This window comes from Microvirga terrae (assembly GCF_013307435.2).
Taxonomy (GTDB): domain Bacteria; phylum Pseudomonadota; class Alphaproteobacteria; order Rhizobiales; family Beijerinckiaceae; genus Microvirga; species Microvirga terrae.
Window position 1 is genome coordinate 2,866,702 of record NZ_CP102845.1, and the last position, 21,758, is coordinate 2,888,459.

General features: G+C 64.9%; 18 protein-coding genes. 4 read left to right on the plus strand and 14 right to left on the minus strand.

Translation table 11 applies throughout. From position 1 onward, the window contains the following. Positions 1–8 precede the first annotated feature (8 nt). Positions 9–1,403 carry an NAD(P)H-dependent oxidoreductase gene (locus tag HPT29_RS13565; RefSeq protein ID WP_173945772.1) on the plus strand — a complete coding sequence of 465 codons (1,395 nt, stop codon included), beginning with the start codon at positions 9–11 and terminating at the stop codon, positions 1,401–1,403. Positions 1,404–1,427: 24 nt separating this feature from the next. Continuing rightward, a complete protein-coding gene (locus HPT29_RS13570; RefSeq protein WP_173945771.1) occupies positions 1,428–2,411 on the plus strand; it encodes a bile acid:sodium symporter family protein in 984 nt (327 codons plus the stop codon). A gap of 24 nt (positions 2,412–2,435) precedes the next feature. Here the strand turns inward: HPT29_RS13570 and HPT29_RS13575 are convergent, their stop codons facing one another. The 6 genes from HPT29_RS13575 to HPT29_RS13600 form a co-directional block, all read right to left on the minus strand. After that, entirely contained in the window at positions 2,436–3,299 is an 864-nt protein-coding gene (locus HPT29_RS13575) for a PCC domain-containing protein (protein ID WP_173945770.1), read from the minus strand. 21 nt (positions 3,300–3,320) lie between these two features. Beyond that, positions 3,321–4,124, minus strand: a complete 804-nt coding sequence (locus HPT29_RS13580; protein ID WP_173945790.1) for an SDR family NAD(P)-dependent oxidoreductase — start codon at positions 4,122–4,124, stop codon at positions 3,321–3,323. A gap of 7 nt (positions 4,125–4,131) precedes the next feature. Beyond that, positions 4,132–4,926 carry an SDR family NAD(P)-dependent oxidoreductase gene (locus tag HPT29_RS13585; protein ID WP_173945769.1) on the minus strand — a complete coding sequence of 265 codons (795 nt, stop codon included), beginning with the start codon at positions 4,924–4,926 and terminating at the stop codon, positions 4,132–4,134. Between the two features lie 43 nt (positions 4,927–4,969). Further along, on the minus strand, positions 4,970–6,607 hold the full coding sequence (locus HPT29_RS13590) for an acyl-CoA synthetase (protein ID WP_173945768.1): 1,638 nt from the start codon (positions 6,605–6,607) through the stop codon (positions 4,970–4,972). Between the two features lie 100 nt (positions 6,608–6,707). Then, entirely contained in the window at positions 6,708–8,582 is a 1,875-nt protein-coding gene (locus HPT29_RS13595) for a TRAP transporter large permease (RefSeq protein ID WP_173945767.1), read from the minus strand. 104 nt (positions 8,583–8,686) lie between these two features. Next, positions 8,687–9,706, minus strand: coding sequence for a TRAP transporter substrate-binding protein (locus HPT29_RS13600; protein ID WP_173945766.1), 1,020 nt, complete (start codon positions 9,704–9,706; stop codon positions 8,687–8,689). 199 nt (positions 9,707–9,905) lie between these two features. Between HPT29_RS13600 and HPT29_RS13605 the strand changes: the two genes are divergently transcribed. Next, positions 9,906–10,772 carry an IclR family transcriptional regulator gene (locus HPT29_RS13605; RefSeq protein WP_173945789.1) on the plus strand — a complete coding sequence of 289 codons (867 nt, stop codon included), beginning with the start codon at positions 9,906–9,908 and terminating at the stop codon, positions 10,770–10,772. Between the two features lie 372 nt (positions 10,773–11,144). After that, positions 11,145–12,092, plus strand: a complete 948-nt coding sequence (locus HPT29_RS13610; RefSeq protein WP_173944981.1) for an IS110 family RNA-guided transposase — start codon at positions 11,145–11,147, stop codon at positions 12,090–12,092. A gap of 14 nt (positions 12,093–12,106) precedes the next feature. On the opposite strand, the gene HPT29_RS13615 is transcribed toward HPT29_RS13610, so the two are convergent. The 8 genes from HPT29_RS13615 to HPT29_RS13650 all read right to left on the minus strand — a co-directional run bounded on the left by HPT29_RS13615 (position 12,107) and on the right by HPT29_RS13650 (position 21,754). Beyond that, on the minus strand, positions 12,107–14,881 hold the full coding sequence (locus HPT29_RS13615; protein WP_210271930.1) for a PAS domain S-box protein: 2,775 nt from the start codon (positions 14,879–14,881) through the stop codon (positions 12,107–12,109). A 41-nt stretch (positions 14,882–14,922) separates the two neighbouring features. Then, positions 14,923–15,561, minus strand: a complete 639-nt coding sequence (locus HPT29_RS13620) for a chemotaxis protein CheX (protein WP_173945605.1) — start codon at positions 15,559–15,561, stop codon at positions 14,923–14,925. After that, on the minus strand, positions 15,558–15,947 hold the full coding sequence (locus tag HPT29_RS13625; RefSeq protein ID WP_173945604.1) for a response regulator transcription factor: 390 nt from the start codon (positions 15,945–15,947) through the stop codon (positions 15,558–15,560). Before HPT29_RS13625 ends, HPT29_RS13620 begins: the two co-directional genes overlap by 4 nt. Before the next feature lie 105 nt (positions 15,948–16,052). After that, a complete protein-coding gene (locus HPT29_RS13630; RefSeq protein ID WP_173945603.1) occupies positions 16,053–16,322 on the minus strand; it encodes a hypothetical protein in 270 nt (89 codons plus the stop codon). Then, the gene (locus HPT29_RS13635; RefSeq protein WP_173945602.1) at positions 16,319–18,316 is read right to left on the minus strand and encodes a chemotaxis protein CheA; all 1,998 of its coding nucleotides are present in this window, start codon (positions 18,314–18,316) and stop codon (positions 16,319–16,321) included. The genes HPT29_RS13630 and HPT29_RS13635 overlap by 4 nt, the downstream gene beginning before the upstream one ends. After that, the gene (locus HPT29_RS13640) at positions 18,316–19,194 is read right to left on the minus strand and encodes a CheR family methyltransferase (RefSeq protein WP_173945601.1); all 879 of its coding nucleotides are present in this window, start codon (positions 19,192–19,194) and stop codon (positions 18,316–18,318) included. Before HPT29_RS13640 ends, HPT29_RS13635 begins: the two co-directional genes overlap by 1 nt. Beyond that, on the minus strand, positions 19,191–20,297 hold the full coding sequence (gene cheB, locus HPT29_RS13645; protein ID WP_173945600.1) for a chemotaxis-specific protein-glutamate methyltransferase CheB: 1,107 nt from the start codon (positions 20,295–20,297) through the stop codon (positions 19,191–19,193). The genes HPT29_RS13640 and cheB overlap by 4 nt, the downstream gene beginning before the upstream one ends. Continuing rightward, positions 20,294–21,754, minus strand: coding sequence for a chemotaxis protein CheW (locus HPT29_RS13650; protein WP_173945599.1), 1,461 nt, complete (start codon positions 21,752–21,754; stop codon positions 20,294–20,296). The genes cheB and HPT29_RS13650 overlap by 4 nt, the downstream gene beginning before the upstream one ends. Positions 21,755–21,758 lie beyond the last annotated feature (4 nt).

Below are 21,758 nucleotides of genomic sequence, written 5' to 3' on the forward strand. Positions count from 1 at the left end.
GATGCGCGATGAACTACCATGATTTCTATGCGAAGGCTGGCCGCCCGGTGGAGACCTGCGTGGTCGGCACGGGCGGCTTCGGCCAGAGCTTCCTGGCGCAGGCTCAGCGCGTTACCTTGATGGATGCTCGCATCGCCGTCGATCTCACGGCCGAGAGTGCAGCCGCGGGCCTGAAGGCCGCCGGCATCGATCCGCGCCGGATCCACATCTGCGAGTCGGCCCGTGACGCGCAAGCCGCCTGGGAGCGTGGCGGCTATATCGCCACAAAGGACCTCGCGCTCGTGTCCGATCTGCCCTTCGATGTGGTCGTCGAGGCGACCGGGCAGCCGCAGGCGGCCGCCCGTCATGCGCTGCTCTCGGTCGAGAGCGAGAAGCACCTTGCGCTCGTCACGAAGGAGCTCGACAGCGTGGTCGGGCCCGGCCTCAAGGCTCTGGCGGCCGAGCGCGGCCGGGTCGTCACGACGGTCGACGGCGATCAGCCGAGCCTGCTCATCGGTCTCGCCACCTGGGCCGAGGTGATGGGCTTCCACATCGTCGCGGCCGGCAAGTCGAGCGAATACGACTTCGTCTTCGATCCCTCCTCCGGACATCTCGCCAGCAACGAGCGCTCCGCCGAAAACGTGGACCTGAACGCTCATTGGACTCTCGGCGCACGGGACGTCGATGAGATCCTCGCCGCCCGGCACCAGGCCATCGCGGGCTTCCCGCAGCGCGCCGTGCCGGATCTGTGCGAACTCATGGTCGTTGCGAACGCTACCGGCCTCCAGCCTGACCGTTTCGACCTCCACGCGCCGCTCGCGCGCATCAGCGAGGTTCCGACGATCTTCTCGCAGCGGGACGACGGCGGCATTCTCTCGGGCACTCGGCGCCTCGACGTGTTCCACTGCCTGCGCAAGCCGGACGAGGTCAGCTTCGCGGGCGGCGTCTTCGTGGTCGTCCGCTGCGACGATGCGAAGAGCTGGGACATGCTGGCCCAGAAGGGACATATCGTCAGCCGGACGGGAGCGAACGCCATGGTGTTCCTGCCGCGGCACCTGCTCGGCCTCGAGGCCGCCACCAGCATTCTCGATGCCGCCGTCCACGGGATGTCGGGCTACGGGTCCGACTACCAGCCGCGCTACGACCTGATCGCCGTCGCGACCGAGAACCTGCCGGCCGGCACGGCCCTGGCCATGGGCGGGCATCATCATACGATCTCCGGCGTGACCGCCGAGTTCCGGCCCGCCGGGCCTCTGGGGACAAGCGCACCTGCCCCATTCTACTTGGCCGCCGATTGCCGGCTGGCGAATTCGGTCTCAAAGGGCCAGGAAATCCGCATGAGCGATCTCGAGCACCCGGAGGGATCGGCCCTGACGCGACTGCGCCGGGAGCAGGATGCGCGCTTCTTCGGACACCGGTCGTAGAGACAATCCGGGAGCGCACGACCGATGGCCTTTCTGTCCCTCCTGCGGCCCGACCGCTTCACCATCGCGCTCGTGGCGACTGCGGTCGCCGCGACGATCCTTCCCGCGACGGGTGCGGCGGCTCCCATCCTCAAGGTGGTCATCGTCGGGTCGATCGCGCTTCTGTTCTTTCTCCAAGGTGCGCGCCTTTCGCGACAGGCGATCATCCAAGGCGCTATCCACTGGCGCCTGCACCTGATGGTGTTCGCCGCGACCTTCATCCTGTTCCCGGTCCTCGGGCTGCTCACGAAGACCTATCTCCAGTCCTACCTCGCGCCGGGTATCGCGCTCGGCATTCTCTACCTGTGCCTTCTACCGTCCACGATTCAGTCTTCGATCACCTTCACGTCCATCGCCGGGGGAAACGTCGCGGCGGCCGTGTGCAGCGCATCGGCCTCGAACGTCCTGGGTGTGCTTCTCACGCCGCTTCTGATGGGCATGTTCATGCAGACCCAGGGAGGAGTGTCGTTCGGGGCCATCGGCGAGATCGTGCTGCAGATCCTCGTTCCGTTTCTTCTCGGACATCTGCTGCGCCCCTGGATCGGATCATGGGTGGAGAAGCGCCGGACGCTCACGAGCCTCGTCGACCGCGGGGCGATCCTGCTCGTCGTCTATTACGCCTTCGGCGAGGCGGCCGTCGAGGGCCTGTGGCATCGGCTGGCGCCGCGCGACATGATCGTCCTCGTCCTCATCAGCTGCATCCTGCTTGGCTTGGTGCTCGTGACGACCACCCTGGCAAGCCGGCTGTTCGGTTTCTCCACCCGGGATGAAGTCGCGATCGTGTTCTGCGGATCCAAGAAGAGCCTCGGGAGCGGCGTTCCCATCGCGAGCATCCTCTTTCCGGCCAGCATGATCGGCGCGATCATCCTGCCCCTGATGCTGTTCCATCAGATCCAGCTGCTGGTCTGCGCCGTCCTGGCGCGAGCCTATGCCAAGCGCACGGCCCAGGAACCGGTGCCGGCCGAGTAGACCGGAGGCCGATCCCGGACAGGATCAATCCGCCGCCGGCTCGATGACCAGTTCGAAGGTGACGCAGACCGGATTGTCGCCACGGACGATTTCTCCGCCGAAGATCCGGCCCTGGATATCGACGACATCGATGTCGAGACTGGCCTGCGGCAGGCCGTCGACACTCGTCACCCTGCCCCGGCGAATGAGAACCTCCGTGGCATGAGATTGGACCCGGGTGCCGCCAGAAAATCGAACCTCGTTCAGGCTGCCGATGCCATAGACGTTCGCCGCATGGATTCCGCGCTGCGCGCAGATCGCCTCGATCGCCAGGCTGATGTCCTCGTTAGGCCTGACCTTCGCCAGCAGGACACGAAAACTGGAATCTCCCGCGATTCCCTCGGCGAAAGGCGCCGGCTCGAACAGGGTAAAGTTCGTCTCCTGATCGGGCAGAGCGTCAAAGGTCGCGGACCGCGAACCGATCCCGGTCACGAGGATCGGCTCGGCGACGATCGTCGCGGGCCCGAGCATATGGCCCATCTGCCGACCGTCCCGTGAATTCCAGACACCGTGGCAGTGGATGAACGGCCTGCCGTCGCGCCACCCGACGATCGCGCAGGCGCGCTCGATCTCGACCACGCCATTGGGGGCGAAGGTCTCGCTGTACCAGGCCGCATGAAGGTCATCCGGAGATGCTGCCGGCATGACGAACTGGAACGGCTCGCAACGTCCGCCGCGGAACTCCACGAAACCACCGCCGCACCCGGCATCGGCGAACCCCTTTGCGATGGCGGCATCCACGGCCTGGCCCGGCTCGAGGGTGAAGCGCAGCGGAACCGCAGAGCCGGGGACGGCGGACGTGCGCTCCGGGGCGATCGGGCCAGGGTGACGAATGATTCTTCGGGCCATCCTCAACCTCGGGATAAAGCGTCAGCGCAACTCGGATACGGCGCAACTCTGACCGCCGTCGACCGGCAGGCAGACGCCCGTGATGAACTTGGCCTCGTCGGACGCGAGGAAGACAGCCGCATTCGCGATGTCCCAGGCCGTGCCCATCGTGCCGAGCGGCACGGCCGCATTGCGGGCGGCTACCATCTCGTCGACCGAGGCGTATTGCCCGGAGATCTGCTTGTAGATCAACGGCGTATCGATGAGTCCGGGCATGATGCAGTTCGCCCGGATGCCCTGGCGGGCATATTGCATGGCCAAGGCGACCGTGGCCTGATTGACCGCCGCCTTCGTGGCGGAATAGGCGAAATAGGGGTAGCCGGTCCAGCGGATCGCAGCCAGCGAGGAGATGTTGACGATCGCGCCGCCGCCCTGCCGCAGCATGTGCGGGATGACGGCCTTGGAGGTCCGGTAGACCGGTCCGATATTAAGGTTCAGGGCCGCCGCGAACTGCTCCTCGCTCAACTCGACCGGCCCGCCCATGTGGGTCACGCCGACGTTGTTGTGCAGGATGTCGATCCTCCCGAATTCCGCCACCGCGCGCTCCACCGCCCTGCCGATGGAACTCAGGTCGGTGACGTCGGCGGCAACCGCGAGGGCCGTGCCGCCTTCCTGGCTGATGATGGCGGCCGTTTCCTCGGCCGCTTCCTGGACGAGATCCACGCAGGCCACCCTCGCGTCCTCGCGCGCATAGGCGACGGCGGCGGCCTTCCCGTTGCCCCATCCCGGTCCCGAGGATCCCGCGCCGAACACGATGGCGACCTTGTCCTTCAGACGCGTGCCCATCTTGCGCTCACTCATGTCCGTCGCGGGCAGCCGCATTCGACGCAGGGTCCAGAATGCCCGCAATGGAGAACCCGCCATCGACGCAGATGGTCTGCCCCGTGATGTAGCTGGATTTGCGAGGATCGAGCAGGAAGACGGCTGCGCCGGCGATCTCGTCCGGAGAGCCGTAGCGGCGCTGCGGCACGGCTGTCATCCAGGCAGCGCGCACATCGGGCGTGTGGACCTCCTGGACGAGCGGGGTTTCGATCGGCCCGGGCGCGATGGCGTTCACCCGGATCCCGAGAGCGGCCAATTCGACCGCCATGATCTTCGTCATGGTGATGACGCCGCCCTTCGAGGCCCCGTAGGCGACGCGGCCCTTGTTGCCCATGAGGCCCGACACAGACGCGATGTTGACGATGGAGCCGCTGCCGCGATCCCGCATCCGTTTGGCCGCTTCGCGGGACACGACGAAACTGCCGATCAGGTTGACCTCGAGCATCCTGCGGAAGAGATCGACGCTCGTCTCGAGGGCTGGCACGTCCCTGCCGATGCCAGCCGAGTTGACCACGCCGGTGATCGGTCCGAACTCCGCCTCGCAGGCCGCGATCGTGCGGACGACGCCGTCCTCGTCGGCCACGTCCATTCGCTCGAACCGCACCCGGTTGCTGGACGGCGAGAGAGCCTCCCTGCACCGATCCAGGCTCTTTTGCTCGAGATCCGCCACGATGACGCGCCAGCCCTCGGCGAGAACGGCTTCGACGACCGCGAGCCCGATGCCTGATGCTCCTCCGGTCACGAGCACTGTGTGCGGCTGCGCCATGGTTCTCTCCTGTCAGGTCTCACGAGCGGGGGCAGGCTTCCTGTCAGATCCCGCCTTGCGGCGGCTGGGCCAGCGGCAGGGATCCACGCTTCTCCAGCTCCGCCCGGATGTCCTTCTTCGTGATCTTGCCGTAGGCCGATCGCGGCAGCGCGTCCCAGAAGAAGACTCGCTTCGGGAGCTTGTATCGGGATACCTTGCCGTCCATCCAGGCGAGAAGGTCGCTTTCGGTCGAGTCCGCCCCCGGCCGCAGCACGCAGACGGCAACGCCGACCTCGCCCCAAGTTCGATCGGGCACGCCCACGATCGCCACCTCGGCGACAGCCGGGTGCGTCAGGATCTTCTCCTCGATCTCGCGCGGATACACGTTCGAGCCGCCGGAGATGTACATGTCCGACGCGCGCCCGGTGATGTAGAGATAGCCCTGCGCATCCACGTGTCCCAGATCGCCAGTCCGGAACCAGCCGTTCCGGAACGCTTTCGCGTTGGCGTCCGGGTTGTTGTAGTAGCCGGCGAAGACGGCCGGCCCGCAGACGCAAATCTCCCCAGTCTCCCCGGGAGCCACTTCCCGCCCCTGCTCGTCCTGGATCGAGACCTGCATGCCCGTCCGCTCGTAGCCGCAGGTTCCGACCTTCACGTCGGGACCATCGTCCGGCTCGTGGAGCGCCGGCGGAAGCACGGTGATGTTCCCGGTCACCTCGCCCAGCCCGAAATACTGGACCAGCACATTGCCGAGCTTCTTGAGCGCATGCTTCTGATCCTCGCGGTACATGGGCGCGCCGGCATAGATCACATAGCGAAGCGAGGAATGGTCGTACGCATCCACGGAAGGATGTTCCGTCAGAAGCTTCACGATGGTGGGAACGGTGAAGAGATTGGTGATCCGCCACTGCTCGACGAGCCGCCAAGCCTCGTCGACATCGAAGCGCTCGCCGGGCAACAGCACGGTCTTGGCCGCCCGCGCCACCTGCGTGAGCTGGTGAACGCCCGCACCATGGGACAGGGGCGCGACGACGAGGGACGCGTCCCGGTGGGTCGTCCCGGGCATCAGGTCACAGAGGTGGTTCGTAACCACGAACGCCATCTGACCGTGGGTCAGAACGGCCGCCTTCGGTCGACCCGTCGTGCCGGACGTGAAGAAGAACCAGCACGGATCGTCGTGCTCGACCGACGCCACCGGCGCGCTCTCTCCCCCGTGCCGTTCCACGAGCGCGTCGTAGTCGTCGCCGAAGCCGGATGCCCCGATGGAGATCACGAACCGGATGTCGGGCGCGGCCTCGGGGACCACGGCTGCGTGATCCGGGAAGTCGCGGTGGCAGATCAGCGCCGAGGCGCCGCTCGACTGGGCGAGATAGGCCACCTCGTCGGGCGTCTGCCGGAAGTTCGCCGGCACCCAGACGGCTCCGATCTGGAAGCAGGCGAACATGGATTCGAACATCTGGTTGCAGTTCTTCGACTGCACCAGGACGCGATCGCCCTTCCCAATCCCGTTCGCCGCCAGGGCGGCAGCCATCGCGTCGACGCGACGGGCGAGTTCGGCCCAGGTCCAGCTCGCCCCGCCCCAGACGAAACCGATTTCGGCCCCGTGGCGCCGGGCCGCCTGGTGCAGGAAGTTGGCGAGGTTCATGACCCGCTTCGACACGGGCACGACGCCTCCCGCAGGGGTCTGAAGAGAGGCGATCATGGGCGGCGTTTCCGAAGACCGATCAAGCCGGGGCGTGCCATCGGTGAGTTTCCTTTGTCGAACGGCGATGTCCATCATCCTCGCAGGGCGCACGATACCATCAGAGGAACGCCGTCGAGATCCACGGGACGGTGGCGATGATCACGAGACCCGCGACGAGCGCCACAAGATAGGGCCAGATCGCCCCGATCGCTTCGTCGGGCGACACGTTGCCGATCTTGCACGCGAGATAGAAGCCGATGCCGATCGGCGGCGTCATCAGGCCGATATTCATCGCCGTGACGATGACCATCGCGTAGTGGATGTCGTTGATCCCGAGGCTCTTGGCGATGGGGAACATGAGCGGGGCCATCAGGACGATGGCGGGCAGGCCCTCGAGCACGCAGCCCAGGATCATGAAGACGACGATCGTCAGGGCCATGAAGGCGATCCAGCCTCCGGGCAGGCCCGTCATGATCGATGCAAGACTCTGCGCGACGCCTGCCTGCGTGATCGCCCAGGCCATGGCGAGAGCGGTGCCGAGGATCAGCAGGATCGACCCGGTGAGCGCCGCGGTCTCGACCAGCATCCCGTAGAGCTTGCGCCAGCCGATGCCGCCGTAGAGAACCACGCCCACGAACAGGGCGTAGATGACCGCGATGGTCGACACCTCGGTGGCGGTCGCGACTCCGCCGGCGACCGTGCTGCGGATGAGGAACGGCAGGACGAGCGCGGGCGCCGCCACGAGCAGCGTGCGGCCGATCAGGGATGCCGGCGCCCGGCGGACGCCCTCCATGCTCTCATGGCGCGCCTTCCAGCGGGCTAGGATCGCGAGGGCGGCGAGCAGAACCATGGCGACCACGAAGCCGCTCGTGAACAGGCCCGCGATCGACACGCCCGCGACGGATCCCAGGACGATGAGGACGATGCTGGGCGGAACGGTGTCGGCCATGGCGGCGCCCGTGGCGAGCAGCGCAATCATCTCCCGCGGGCTGTGACCGCGCCGCTTCATCTCGGGGAACAGGGCCGGCGCCACGGTGGCCATGTCGGACACCTTGGATCCCGAAATACCCGACACGACGAAGAGCGACCCTAGCAGCACGTAGGACATTCCGGCCCGCACATGGCCGAGGAGCGACGCCAGGAAATCCACGATGGCCTTCCCCATCCCGGTCGCATCGAGAATGCAGCCCAGCAGAACGAAGATCGGAACCGACAGAAGGATGATGCCCGACATGCCCTCGTCCATCCGCCCGATCATCACGAAGGTCGGCACCTGCGTGGCGAAGGCCAGATAGCTCAGCGTGCCGATGCCGAAGCAGAATGCGATCGGCACCCCGGCGGCCAGGCAGACCGCCACGAAGACGACGAGGAACAGGATGATCTTGGCGCTTCCCATCCTGACCAGGGACGGCGAGGAGAACCACAGCACGGCGGCAGCCACGGCGATCAGGAGAGCCGCCACGACGAGATCGCGCCATGACGCGTTCTTCAGCGCATATGCCAGAACGATCGCCAGCATGGCCACCATCCCGAACGGGATGGCCGCAACGCGGAAGGTGTTGGGAATATTCAGCGCTGGCGACGTGATGTACCATTCCTCCAGCGCGTAGTCGAAAGCCGGCACCATCAGGGCGAGAAGGAAGGTGGCGATCACCAGGGGCGCGAAGGCCCCCATGAAGGCCTGAGCCCGCTCCGGCATCTTGTGCAGGAACAAAGTCAGTCTCAGATGCTCGTTGCGGTCGAGGGCGATCGCCGCCCCGAGCATGGCGAGCCACAGGAAGCAGATGGACGCAACTTCGTCGATCCAGACGACCGACAGCGAAAACACGTAGCGCGAGGTCACGCCGGCCAGCAGCAGCACCACGATGGCGACGAGCAGGCCGGACGCGATGATCTCGACGGGCCTCAGGAAGCGCGATCCGGCGCGAACCTCGTCGCTCTCGGCGACGATGAGCGGTTCTGAGGCGGGAAGTGCCTGGGCGGAGGATGTCATGTCCGAACGTTCCCTACGATTCTCCGGGACGCCGTGGCGCCTCACGGCCGCACGATCGCCTGATCCCTGCGCCCGCGGGCGCAGGGATCCCGGTCCAAGGCGTGCTAGGCCAGGGACCCGGTCGCCCGCTCGAGGAGCGCCCATGCTTCGTCGCCATACTTGCCCTTCCACTCCGAGTAGAAGCCCGCCTTGCGCAGCTTGTCCCGGAAGGGGCCCGGATCGGGCTGATTGAAGACCATGCCTTTTGCCGCGAGTTCCTGCTGCAGGTTGCCGTTCAGCTTGGCCACGTCCTCGCGCTCCTTCAAACCCGCGGCGTTGATGTGCTTGGCGACGATCGCGCGCACATCCTCCGGCAGCCGCTCCCAGGCGCGCCGGTTCGCCAGGAACCAGAAGCCATCCCACATGTGGTTCGTCAGCGAGCAGTATTTCTGCACTTCGTTGAGCTTCGCCGTGGACACGATGGCGAGGGGGTTCTCCTGACCGTCGACCACCTTGGTCTGAAGCGCCGTATAGACCTCGTTGAAGTTGATCGATGTCGGGGCCGAGTCGAACGCCTTGTACATGGACGTCCAGAGCGGCGAGACCGGCACCCGGATCTTGAAGCCCTTCAGGTCGTCCGGGGTATTGATCGGCTTCGTGGACGAAGTCGTCTGCCGGAAGCCGTTGTCCCAGATCTTGTCCATGACCACCAGGTTCGCCTTGGTGATCTGCTGGCGCACATAGGCGCCGAGGTCCCCGTCCATCGCCTTCCAGACGGTTGCGTAATCCGGAAACGCGAAGCCGATTCCGTTGATGGATGCCGCCGGGACGAGAGTCGACAGGATCAGGCCCGACAGGGTGAAGAATTCCACGCCGCCCGAGCGCACCTGGCTGAGCGTATCCGTGTCCGACCCCAGTTGGCTGCTCGGAAAGATCTGCAGATCGAACCGCCCGTTCGTCTCGGCCTTGATTGCGGCCGCCATCTCGCGCGCCCGCGCATTCATCGGGTGGGAATCCGGCAGGTTGTTCGCGTATTTGTAGGAGAACTCAGCCTGCTGAGCCCGCGCGATGAACGGCGCCCCAACGACTGCACCCGCGACAGCGGTTGAGCCGACAGTGAGCAGCCGGCGGCGAGACAAGATCATGTAACCCTCCTGGTCGGGTCCCCAGGACCCTCATGTTTCCTCAGAGCCAAGGTCCATATATCGGACCTCCCTTGATTCAGGACACGCCGCTTGCCGGGCGTTTTCATTGGCCCCTTAGGAGGCACTCTGATAGGATCGCTTGTCAATGAAAAACTGCCGCCCGGGCTGAATCCCGGGAAGGCGGTCATCGAAGGTCCATATATTGGAATACGAGAAGAGCATTTCCGCCAAGATCGCCGTCCAGGGCATCAGCAACCCGTCGTCCCACGGGGCACAGGCGATCGACCGGGCTGCGACCTTGCTGCTGCTCGTAGGCCGTGCGGGCCCCTCCGGCGCCCGGCTGTCTGAACTGGTCGAGCAATGCAGCCTGTCGAAGCCGACCGTACGACGCATGCTTCTCGCCCTCGCGCGGGCCGGTCTGCTCGATCAGGACCACGAGACCAGACGGTATTATCTGGGCCCGGAGATCCACGTTCTCGGCACGCTGGCGAGCGCCCGATTCGGCATTCATTCGATCTCCGTCCGGTCCCTCGTGCGGTTGAGCCAGCGAACCGGCGACACCGCCTTTCTTTCCGTGCCGCGCGACGTCTACTCCATCTGCGTCCATCGAGAGGAAGGTCCTTTTCCGATCAGGGTCCACGCCCTTCATGCGGGAGATCGCCACCCGCTCGGCGTAGGGGCAGGAGGCTTGGCCCTGCTCGCCGCCCTTCCCGATGACGAGGTGGAGGACGTGCTGGCCGCCAATGCGGACGTTCTTGCGGAGAAGTATCCGCCTTTCTCGCCCTCCGTTCTTCGCAATCTCGTTCAGGACACCCGTGAGAGAGGCTATGCCCTCAATCCCGGGATGCTTCTCCCGGACTCCTGGGCGATCGGGGTTCCGATTCATGGCCCCGACGGCAGACCGGTCGGGGCTCTTTCCATCGCAGCAACGGCGAGTCGCCTGAGCCGGGAGCGGCAACTCGAAATCGCCCCACTGCTCAGGAAGGAAGCGTCGTCGATCGAGACGAAGCTGGCCGAAACCGATCCCGCCGAGAAACAAGCGCGGGTTCGTCGCATCTCGCCGTGACGGGGGCCCGCGCGCAGACCCGAACGGATTTCGAACGCCGGGCGATATCAGTGAAACACGGATCCGGTTGTAACTGGCGCGGCCCGCTGGGGCCGCTCAAACGATGCGCCATCTGGCAAGATGAGCATCAGTCATAAAAGTGCATTCCACTATTCACGTCCGATGCTTGTCTTATGATTTTCGCGTCCTGATCGAGCAAGATGAGGACACCGCCAGCGGGTCGCGAGCTCGCTGGCGGTGGGAGGGGACGGGTCGTTCCGACGCAGACCGGAGCGGGTCGAGCTAGAGTCAGACCGCCCCTCTCTTTTCCTCGTGGCCTGAACGGATACCCGGGCGTGATGGCCCGCATGACAAGCCAAGGACGCGGAAAAGATGGATCATCCTATACCACAGACCGCCGGCATCGACATTGCCAAAGATCAGCTCGATGTCTGTCTCTGCCCCGACGGGGCCACGCGCCACTTCCCCAACGACGCCAAAGGCCATCGCGCCCTCATCGCTTGGCTGGCCGCGTACGCCATTCAGCGCGTGGTCTTCGAGCCGACCGGCGCCTATCACCGCGGGCTGGAGCGCAGTCTTGCCAGTGCCGGCCTGCCGCTGGCGAAGATCAATCCCCGCCACGCCCGCCGCTTCGCGGAAGCCCTGGGACAGCTCGCCAAAACCGATCGGCTCGATGCGGCCCTGCTGGCGCGTTTTGGAGCCCTGCTCGAGCCTCCCACCCGGCCCGTGCTCAGTCCCACTCTGGATGCCATGAAGGAGCTGGTGGTGGCGCGGCAGGCGCTGATCAAGGACCGCACGGCCGCTCTCAACCGGCAGAAGGTGGTCCGCTCTCCCTTGTTGCGACGTCAGCTCGACCAGCGGCTGCGCCAGATAGTCCGCCACTTGGCTGCGGTCGACGCCCAACTTCTCAGCCTGTGTCAGGCGGATGCGGATCTCGCCCCGCGTCTGGCCATCCTCATGAGCATTCCCGGCATTGCTCAAGCCACGGCCGTGAGCCTGCTCGTCGAGATGCCTGAACTCGGCAGCCTCGATCAGAGCCAGGTGGCCAGCCTCGCCGGCTTGGCTCCGGTGGCGCGCGACAGCGGAACCTCGCGCGGTCGCCGCACGATCCGGGGCGGCCGCGCCCATCTGCGTCAGGCGCTGTACATGCCAGCGCTGGTGGCGGCCCGCTTCAATCCGGATCTGAAGGCCAAGTACCAGGCCCTGCTCGCGGCGGGCAAGCCGGCCAAGGTCGCCCTGACGGCCATCATGCGCAAGCTCATCATCCTGGCCAATGCGCTCTTGCGAGATCAGCGAAACTGGTCCCCAAAACCCGCTTGATCAATACGGATACTCTAGCGTCTGTCCGGCCCCTTTTCGATGATACTGCGGATTCGAACCGCCAGGTCTTCGATGGCGAAGGGCTTCGTGATCATCTCCATGCCGGGCGCCAGAAAGCCGGACGCGATGGCGGCCTGCTCGGCATAGCCGGTGATGAAGAGCACCTTCAGGTTGGGGCGCACCAGGCGGGCGTGATCGGCGAGTTGGCGGCCGTTCAGGCCCGGCAGGCCCACGTCGCTGACGAGCAGGTCCACTCGCTGTTTCGATTCGAGCACTTTGAGTCCGGACGGACCATCCACCGCCTCCAGGGCGTGATAGCCAAGATCGGCCAGCACCTCGAGGATGAGCGACCGCACGACGGGCTCGTCCTCGACCACGAGAACCGTCTCGCCCTCTTCCGCCCGATGGGCGTCGCTCAGCCCCGACGCGGGCGCTTCGCCTTCCAGCTCACCCGTATGGTGGGGCAGATAGATCTTGACGGACGTTCCCTTCCCGACCTCGCTGTAAATCCTGACGTGCCCCTCGGATTGCTTGGCGAAGCCGTAGACCATGGAGAGGCCGAGCCCCGTCCCCTCGCCGATCGGTTTGGTCGTGAAGAACGGATCGAAGGCTTGAGCCAGAACGTCGGCGGGCATGCCCGTGCCGGAATCGGACACGCTGATCGTCACATAAAGCCCAGGAGCGACATCCTGCTGGGAAAGCGCACAGAACCGATCCAAATTGGACACGGAGGTCTCGATCGTGAGTGATCCTCCCCCCGGCATCGCATCGCGAGCGTTGATCGCAAGATTGAGAATCGCGCTTTCGAGCTGGTTCGGATCGCAGATCGTGAGAGGCAGGCTCTCGGACGTGACGATGTTGAGCTGGATCGATTCCGACATCGTTCGCCGAAGCAGATCCTCCATCGACAGGACGAGCCGGTTGGCATCGACAGGCTTCGGATCGAGCGGCTGCCGCCGGGCAAAGGCGAGAAGGCGGTGCGTGAGCGCCGCAGCGCGATTAGCCGACGTCGTCGCGGCGCCGATGTATCGGTCGAGTTTCTCGAGGCGTCCCTGCGCCATGCGGGACTGGAGGAGATCGAGCGAGCCGACGATGCCCGTCAGCAGGTTGTTGAAGTCGTGCGCGATGCCGCCGGTCAACTGCCCGACGGCCTCCATCTTCTGGCTTTGTCGAAGCTGCTCCTCAAGCTGCTTGCGCTGAGAGACATCGCGTCCGACGCTGTAGAACACATCCCCGGCTGGAGCAAAGGTCCAGTTGATCCAGCGGCAGGATCCGTCCTTCGCCTGGACGCGAATATCGAAGTCCTTGACGGCTCGCCCGCTCTGCAGCGCCTGGAGCAGGCTGTTCCCCAGCGGCTTATCCTCTTCATAGATCCAGGTATCGATCCGGGTTCCGACGATCTCGTCCTCGCGATAGCCGAGTACCTCCGTCCAGGCCGGGTTCACGGCGTTGAGCAGTCCGTCGGAGTCGCACACGCAGAACAGATCGCTGGAGAGGCTCCAGAGCCGGTCACGCTCCCGGGTGCGCTCTTCCACGCGGCTCTCGAGACGTTCGTTGAGCTCGCGAAGCCTTGCCTCGGACTGCTTGGCGACCGTGATGTCGTAGACGACGCCGATGAATCGCAGGCCTGCCGTATCTGCATCGCGCACATACTCGCCGCGCCGAGCCAGCCACCGGGGCTCCTTGTCATCGGCGCGCTTGATCCGAAACTCGACATAGGAAGCGGTTTCGCCCGAGCTCGGTTCGACGATCGGACGATCGCCCGGCTCGACCAGAGAGTTCACGGTGCGAATGGGAAGGGCATTGCTCGGATGGAGCCCGAGCAATCGGCAGAACTCCTCCGAGACGTTGACGGTCGCGTAGCCCTCCACGTACTCGAACGTTCCGACGCCGCCCGCACTCTGGGCGATCCGGAGACGCTGTTCGACGTGCTTCTGCTCGGTAATGTCGACGACGACGCCGGTGAAACGCACCGGCTGGTCGCTCTGATCGAAATGGCAACGCCCCCTCGCAAGGGCCCATTTCACCGAACCGTCCGACCCGAGGAGCCGGTACTCCTTCGAGAAGATCTCCGCCCCATTGAGAATGCCGCCAACGGCGAGACGAACCCGTCGACGGTCGTCCGGATGGATCGACTTGAAGAAGTCCTCGACGGGCAGGCCTTTTTCCGCCTCGACGGGATCGAGATCATGAAGAACCGCGAACCGCGCATCTGCCGTGAAGCGTCCCCGAGGGATGTCCCAGTCCCAGGAGCCGCCACTTCCGGCCACTGTCAGGGTCTGGCGCAGCCTCTCGTTCGTCTGACCCAGCTCTCTTTGGCTCGCCTCGAAGGCAGCCTGCATCGACCTCGACTGATGCGCCTCCGTGACGTCGACCTGTGTCGCGAGGAAGAACTGAGGCTCGCCGGTGGAATCGCACACGGGCGTGATGAAGAGATGGTTCCAAAACTGAGAACCATCCTTGCGCCGGTTCAGCAGTTCGGCTGAGACCGCCCGGCCGCCGGTGACCGCTTCCCGGATCTGCGCGACCGCCTTCTGGTCCGCGTCGGGAGCCTGGAGGAACCGACAGTTTCTGCCGATCGCCTCCTCGGGCGCGTAGCCTGTCACTCTGGAGAAGGCGTCGTTGACGTAAACGATCGGATTGTCGAACGCCCGCGGATCCGTGGCGACCATGGGCAGCCCGGACTTCTCGAACGCAGCGAAGACCGGCCCGGCCACGCGTCGCAATTCGTCCGCGGCCAGGTCGATCGCCTGCTTGGCTTCGCGCTGGGACAGGATCTGGGCGGTCATTCTTGGCAGGGTCTCTTGAGGGAGATCGTGAATGCCATAGCCTAGGCCTCGTCTCCGATCACACGATCGATGAAGCTTGCGATGAGCTCCTTCAATGCGGCAAGCGACGGCAGATCCATCAGCATGGCGATATAGCCTCGGATATTACGATTCCGAATTGAGAAATTGATATAGAGAAACAGAACCAGCCCATCGTCCGGCTGATTGTGCTCAACGGTGAAGAGCCGGGTTCCGTCGCCGCGGATCACTTCGGGCAGAGAAACGCTGAGGGATCGCTTCAGCATATTCGCCATGGTGGCGAGGCAGCCGTTCAGGATGATGTTGCCCGTTTCGGCAAGAGCCTCCTGCTCCATGGCGACGACTTCGTCGGGTGGCACGTCGTTCCCAATGATCGCCTTGATGAGGTCGAGGCTGGTGGCTTCGGGAAAGATCAACAGAGCCCGGCCTGAGAACGCGCCCTCGAAGCGCTGCTGAATAGCCACGAGGTCATCCGTCTCCCGCTCGCCGATCAACCGGGCGGCGTGATGAGGTGCCATGAGCTCGATGGACGGCACCGAAAGGAGCACCTCCTCGCCGATCATCTTGCGCAGGCTCGAGGCCGCGCGGCTGACCCCGATATTGACGAGTTCCGTCAACGCATCGTGTTCGAGTTCCGTCAGAGCGATGTCATCGTTCATCATGACGGCGTGCCACCCGATCGCAGGCGCAGCGCCGCTCCGGAAATGAATCCTCTGAGCCCGTCCTCGGTCAGAGGCTTGCTGACGAAGGTGGCATTGACCTCCCTCGCCCGCGCGATCACCTCGTCCTGGATGTTGGCCGTGATGACGGCAATCGGCATGGTCGGATGGATGGCGCGCAGTTCAGCCGCGAGTTCAAGACCATCCTTCTCCGGCATGTTGTAGTCGATCATCGCAAGATCGATCTTGCGATGACGGATGATGTCGAGGGCGTCCTGCGCGTTGCCGGCCTCGATGCGCTCCCAGTCAGGCTGCAGCACAGCCAGTGCCTTGCCGGCAACGATGCGTGCCAGCTTGCTGTCGTCGACGATCAGAACAGTTGTAGCCACTCAGATGCTCCACCAGCGGGTTCGGATTGTCCGGACAGACCAGCTCATTTTTGAGAGGAAAGGGTTATTTGCTCTTTTAGAGTATCCGAAACGAATGACAACCGGTCAGCCCTCCGTGCTCCCGGCCCCAGACGTTTGAGCCGCCGACAGGATCGGGACCATCCAGGTCCGGACGAAGGTATCCTTTCCTTCTCCCCTGACGGATGGCCGCAGGGCCAGTAGAATCTGGAACACCGCCGTATGGAGGTGTCCGGCATCCGTCAGATCCACGACGCGGCCGCGATCCTCCTGAAGCCACCGGAGCAGCGGCTCCGCGTCCTCGACACGGCAATCTCCTTCCAGCAAGATGGTATCGCCCGTCAGACGCACGCTCATCCGATCAGCTCCGGGATATCGAGGATCATCAGGACGCTCCCGTCTCCCATCAGGGTCGTGCCGATGACGCCCGGGAGGCCCGCCAGCAGACCGGCCATGGGGCGCATCAGAATGTCCAAGCGCCCACCAAATCCGTCGACCGCGATGCCGACCCTCTCGCCCCCGACCCACATGACGAGAACTTTCGTGCCGCCTTCCCCATCCCTTCCCCGAGGAATCCGAAGAAGATCCGTCAGCCTGACCAGGGGTATGGTGCGGTCGCGCAGGACGAAAGCCTCCGCCCCCTGGATGGGAATGATGCGCGAGGCGGGCAGATAGGCGGTTTCCAGAACGCCCTCGATGGGAATGCCGTAGGTCTCGGACCCGACGTGCACCGTCATCACCTTGGTCATGACCACGCTCAGCGGCAAGGAGAAGCGGATCGTCGTCCCGTGCCCGGGACGGCTCTGCACGGCCACCTGCCCGCCGAGCCTCTCGACCGCCGAGCGGACGGCGTCCATGCCGACCCCGCGGCCGGACAGATCCGTCACATCGGAGGCGGTGGAGAACCCCGGAGCGAAGATCAGGTCCGTGACTTCGGCGTCGCTCATGGTTTCGATACGGTCTGCCGGCGCGACACCCCGCTCGTGAGCGGCACGACGCACCAGCTCGGGGTCGATGCCGCGCCCGTCGTCGCTCACTTCGACGACGAGACGATCGCCATCCCGGCGGGCCCTGAGGACAATCCTGACTTCGGCGGGCTTTCCTGCTCCGAGGCGGACCGCCTCCGGCTCGCCCCCATGAGCGACGGCGTTGCGCAGGACATGGAGCAGAGGCTCGGACAGCCCCTCCGTAACGGACTTGTCGGCCTCGACGTCCTCGCCTTCTATGGAAAACTCCACGAGCGTCCCAAGCTGGCCGGCGCTCTCGCGAACGGCACGCGGGAAGCGCCGAAAGATCTCACGCATGGACATCATGCGCACATCCATGACGGCTCTGTGCATATCGGCGACGAGCCGGTCGATGGTCGCCTGGCACGCGGCGACGCTCCGCACGAGATCCTCTCTCGCCCCGGCCCCATCGCTCATGGCGGCGACGTGCGCCAGCTCGTTCTTGGCGATGACCATCTCGCCGACGAGATCCGCCAGCCGATCGACCCTGGCCGCATCGACACGCAATGTCCGTGAACTGCCCGCCACGGCGGAGCGTCCCTCGCGCGTTGCGGATCCATCGCGTCCGGCTTCAGCGCCGCCGGCTGTGTCACGCCCCGTCACATCGAAAATGACGACCTGATCGGGAACGAAGCGGAATACGGCCTTCACAGCCTCGTACCCGGCCGTGGACAGGGCCTCGAGACGGAGATTGCAGGCGAAGGGATCGATCTCGGCCTCGGGAGGCCAGGGCGCCTGGTAGGTCGCCCGGACATGGACGAGATCGGGGACCGATCGCAGGAGCGCCAGGGGATCATCGCCCGCGAAGAAACAATCGGCCCGCGGCGTGTACCGGATGGCGGTGCGGGGGACGCTGTTCTGCAATGGATCGGCCCGGCGGGAACCGGCTGCCAGAAGGTCCTCGATCCAGCCGCCATCCGCATCCGAAATTGCCGGACCATCCGGCGCGGCCTCACCATCAAGCTGTGAGCGGAGCGCTCGCGCAAGACGGTATCCCTCATCTGCGGCATCCGGAGGCAACAGCCCGGTCTGCTCGATGGCGGCGATCCAGCGCTCGGTCTGCCCGACGCAGTCGAGGAGAAGGTCGATCACATCGGCGTCGATCTCGATCCTCGCCCGAGCGCCCTTGAGGGCGCCCAGCAGATCCTCGGCGGCGTGAAGCGCGAGGCCCATGGGTGCAAAATCGAACAGGCCGACGGAGCCTTTGAGGGTGTGGACCGCGCGAAAGGCGCTGTCCAGGTGCGCAGCGACCGACGGTTCGCGCTCCAGATTCAGGAGATCATCGGTCGCCTGCTGAGTCAGTTCGCGCGCCTCGACGACGAAGTGCTGCAGAAGATCGTCCATCACGATCCCTCCGGCCGTTGATAGACGATCGCATCCTCGAAGCGGCGAAGCCTGAAGCGCTTCGAGATGCGGCTCATCGACTCCGTATGACCGAGGCAGAGATAGCCGCCCGGATTCAGGGCATCGTAGAGATTGTTGGCGGTGCGTTCCCGGGAGCCATCGTCGAAATAAATCAGAACATTGCGACAGAACACCACGTCGAACCGGCCCTGAGCCGCGACAGAAGCGTCGTCCACCAGATTGACCGATGTGAACTTGACCGATTCCCGTAGGTCCCGGATAAGCCTGCGCTGGTCATCGCGAGGTGGTTCGAAATACCGATCGATCACGTGAGACGGCAGACGCGACAGGGCGCGCTCCCCGTAAACGCCCTCCTGGGCTTTCAGGAGCGCCTCCGTGTCGATGTCGGAGCCGACGATCTCGATATGGTAGGCATCCACCATCGGCCAGTTCTCGAGAAGCCAAATGGCGACGGAGTACGGCTCCTCGCCGGTCGAGCATGGCACCGACCAGATCCGCACGAGATCGCCCGGCTTTCTGTTCCGCACGATGTCGGGCAGGAGCGATCGGCCCAGGCAGTGCAGCTGATGCTCCTCGCGGTAGAAGTACGTCTCGTTGACCGTGAAGATGTTGATCAGGTGCTCGACCTCGCTCTCGCTGGTCTGAAGATACGAGAAATAGGCCGGGAACGTGCGCATTTCCGCGGCGGACATCCGGTCAGCGACGCGCCTTTCGATGTAATACCGCTTGCTCTCGCCGAAGGTCATTCCGGTCCTGCGGTAGAGGAACTCGCACAGGCGACGGATCTCGTCCGAGCTCAGCGAGATCTCCGACGCCTTCCCGGATGCGGCAGAGCTGTTCGGCGACGACTTGCTCATGCGCGCCCGGCCGTGTCGATGATCCGCCCGGCAATCTGCTCCAAGGGAACGACGATCTCGGCCCCTCCCCGGCGCACGAGCTCGCCGGGCATCCCCCACACGACCGCGCTCTCCTCCGCTTCTGCGATCGTGCGGCCACCCAGTTCCCGGAGCCGCGTCATGGCGTCCGCGCCGTCGCTGCCCATGCCGGTCATCAGAACGCCGATCAGGCGCGCCGATGCGAAATGCTCCATGGCGCTGTCGACCAGGCGGTCCACGCTCGGATGCCAACGGTGTTCCGGAAGCGACGGCGCGGCCATGACGACTGGCCCGTTTGGGCGAACGCCGATGATGACATCGGCATCGCCCTTCCCGATATAGACGTTGCCGGCCTTGAGCGGCATTATCTGCGTGACCTCGACCACGTCCAGTGCGCAGAGCTTGTCGAGCCGCCGTGCCAAAGGTCCGGTGAAGGATCCAGGCATGTGCTGGGCGACCACCACTGGCACGGAAAAGTCGGACGGGAGTCCCGACAGCACCGTGTCCAAGGCAGGTGGTCCACCGGTCGAGGCTCCGACGAGCACAAGCCCGTACGCGGACGGCACTGCGCTCCTGGTTGTCGAAACTGCTGGCTGAAAAGTGCGGGCCGTTCTCCGGACGACGCCGGCGGGCTTTCTGGTCAGGCCGCTTCTCAACCGCACCCGCTCGGCCAGTCTCAGGCTGCCCGGGAGGCGCGCCCGCGACGCGGCGCGAACCTTTTCGATCAGTAGAGGGGCGAGAGTTTCGATCTCCAGCGAAACGGCCCGTTTCGGCTTCGTGATGAAGTCCACAGCGCCCAGATCCAGAGCCTCGAGGGTGACGCTTGCTCCTTCCTCGGTCAGCGACGAGACCATCACGACGGGACATGGGCGCTCCAGCATGATGCGGTCGAGACAGGTCAGACCATCCATCTCCGGCATGTGGACGTCGAGCGTCACCACATCGGGCTTGAACTCGCCAAGCTGCTCGAGAGCCTCCACGCCGTTACGGGCGAAAGCGATCTCGAAACTTCCCTCGGCGGTAAAGACCGTGCCGAGAAGGCGCCGCATCAAAGGAGAATCATCGACGATCAGCAGTCGCGTCACGGGTCGACCCGATCGAGATGATCGCTGCTGAAGGAAGCGATCAAGTCCTTCTCCGCCCGGTCCAGAAGCTCGTGCGGATCGAGCAGGAGGATCATGCGCCCCTCCGTCTCGATGTTGGCAATGCGGTGGACAGTCTGGCCTTCGCCCGCTGCGAGTTCAGGTGTCGGGCGAAGCTGGTCTTGGGGAATCCTCAGCACCTCCGATACCGCGTCGACGATGAAACCTGCCTGCAAATCGTCGATCGTGACGACGACGATCCGCTCGCGCCGCCCTTCGCCGGCCCCTTCGATCTCGAAGCGTCGCCGCTGGTCGATCACCGGCACGACACGCCCACGCAGGTTCATGACACCCTCGATGAACGTCGGCGCCCTTGGCAGACGAGATAGGGTGTCGGGAGCGCGGACCACCTCCTCGACCGCCGCGATCGGCAGCCCGTATTCCTCGTCTCCGAGTTGGAAGACGATGAACTGCTCGTCGCAGTTGGGAGAAGCATCAGGGCTGCTCATTTCTGGATTCGTCTCCATCTGAGGCGCGACGAGTTCAGCCAAGGCCTGATCGCGAAAGAGGTTATCAGTCGAGAGGACCGATACAAGCCGCCGACCGCCGTCAAGGCGGCAGATGCGTTGGATTTTGGCCTCCGCCGCGCCGCGGGTCAGGATTGCCGGCACAGGATCCATGTCTCCTGAAGGAAGTCGCAGGACTTCCTTGATGCCGTCAGCCACCAAGCCCACCAATGCGTCGCCGACCCGTGCGACCACGACACGGGATCTGGCATCATCGTGCCGACCTAGGGGAAGACCGAGAAGTCCGCGAAGCGACACGAGCGGCATCAGATGCCCGCGCCGGGACACGACGCCCAGCATCACGGAATCGGCTTGCGGAACCGCGACACTGCCCGAGGGGACGGCCACGATCTCATGGACAGAATCCAACGGCAGCGCAAAGTCCTGGCCGGACACGGCAAAGCAGACCAGAGCCACCTCGTCGGGAGCCGTTAGGCTCGTTTCCCGAGCACCCGGCACCGTGGGCTCACGGCCGTGATGCACGCGTCCGCGGTAATGCCCGAAGTTGCGGGACAGAAGGGCATCGAGGTCAATATGCGCCGATGCGCTCGTCGAGCTGTCGGTATCAGGCGCGCCTTCGACACCGCTCGCCCCCCAAGACGCCACCTTGTCGATCTCGAACCCGATCGGCGCACCGCGATCGACCACGACCACACGGGTTGGCACGGAGGAACCTGCCGGACGTCCCATCAGGCTGCGCAGCGAAACGACCGGCAGGACAAGGCCGCGCAGATTCGCAACCCCGACGAGGCTCGATGGTGCGAGCGGCACGCGGGAGACGGCCGGCGGGCGTATCACCTCCGCGACGTCTGAGGCGGGAAACGCAAAGCGCTCGCCATCCACCTCCACCGTCAGAAGTGCCTGGCTGGCCGGCGAAGGGGCCTTCTCGGCCATGATG

Excerpts from the sequence above, each read along its gene's own strand:
- HPT29_RS13565 (WP_173945772.1), top strand. The coding sequence starts at position 9 with ATGAACTACCATGATTTCTATGCGAAGGCTGGCCGCCCGGTGGAGACC.
- HPT29_RS13570 (WP_173945771.1), top strand. The coding sequence starts at position 1,428 with ATGGCCTTTCTGTCCCTCCTGCGGCCCGACCGCTTCACCATCGCGCTC.
- HPT29_RS13575 (WP_173945770.1), bottom strand. The coding sequence starts at position 3,299 with ATGGCCCGAAGAATCATTCGTCACCCTGGCCCGATCGCCCCGGAGCGC.
- HPT29_RS13580 (WP_173945790.1), bottom strand. The coding sequence starts at position 4,124 with ATGGGCACGCGTCTGAAGGACAAGGTCGCCATCGTGTTCGGCGCGGGA.
- HPT29_RS13585 (WP_173945769.1), bottom strand. The coding sequence starts at position 4,926 with ATGGCGCAGCCGCACACAGTGCTCGTGACCGGAGGAGCATCAGGCATC.
- HPT29_RS13590 (WP_173945768.1), bottom strand. The coding sequence starts at position 6,607 with ATGATCGCCTCTCTTCAGACCCCTGCGGGAGGCGTCGTGCCCGTGTCG.
- HPT29_RS13595 (WP_173945767.1), bottom strand. The coding sequence starts at position 8,582 with ATGACATCCTCCGCCCAGGCACTTCCCGCCTCAGAACCGCTCATCGTC.
- HPT29_RS13600 (WP_173945766.1), bottom strand. The coding sequence starts at position 9,706 with ATGATCTTGTCTCGCCGCCGGCTGCTCACTGTCGGCTCAACCGCTGTC.
- HPT29_RS13610 (WP_173944981.1), top strand. The coding sequence starts at position 11,145 with ATGGATCATCCTATACCACAGACCGCCGGCATCGACATTGCCAAAGAT.
- HPT29_RS13615 (WP_210271930.1), bottom strand. The coding sequence starts at position 14,881 with ATGACCGCCCAGATCCTGTCCCAGCGCGAAGCCAAGCAGGCGATCGAC.
- HPT29_RS13620 (WP_173945605.1), bottom strand. The coding sequence starts at position 15,561 with ATGATGAACGATGACATCGCTCTGACGGAACTCGAACACGATGCGTTG.
- HPT29_RS13630 (WP_173945603.1), bottom strand. The coding sequence starts at position 16,322 with ATGAGCGTGCGTCTGACGGGCGATACCATCTTGCTGGAAGGAGATTGC.
- HPT29_RS13635 (WP_173945602.1), bottom strand. The coding sequence starts at position 18,316 with ATGGACGATCTTCTGCAGCACTTCGTCGTCGAGGCGCGCGAACTGACT.
- HPT29_RS13640 (WP_173945601.1), bottom strand. The coding sequence starts at position 19,194 with ATGAGCAAGTCGTCGCCGAACAGCTCTGCCGCATCCGGGAAGGCGTCG.
- HPT29_RS13650 (WP_173945599.1), bottom strand. The coding sequence starts at position 21,754 with ATGGCCGAGAAGGCCCCTTCGCCGGCCAGCCAGGCACTTCTGACGGTG.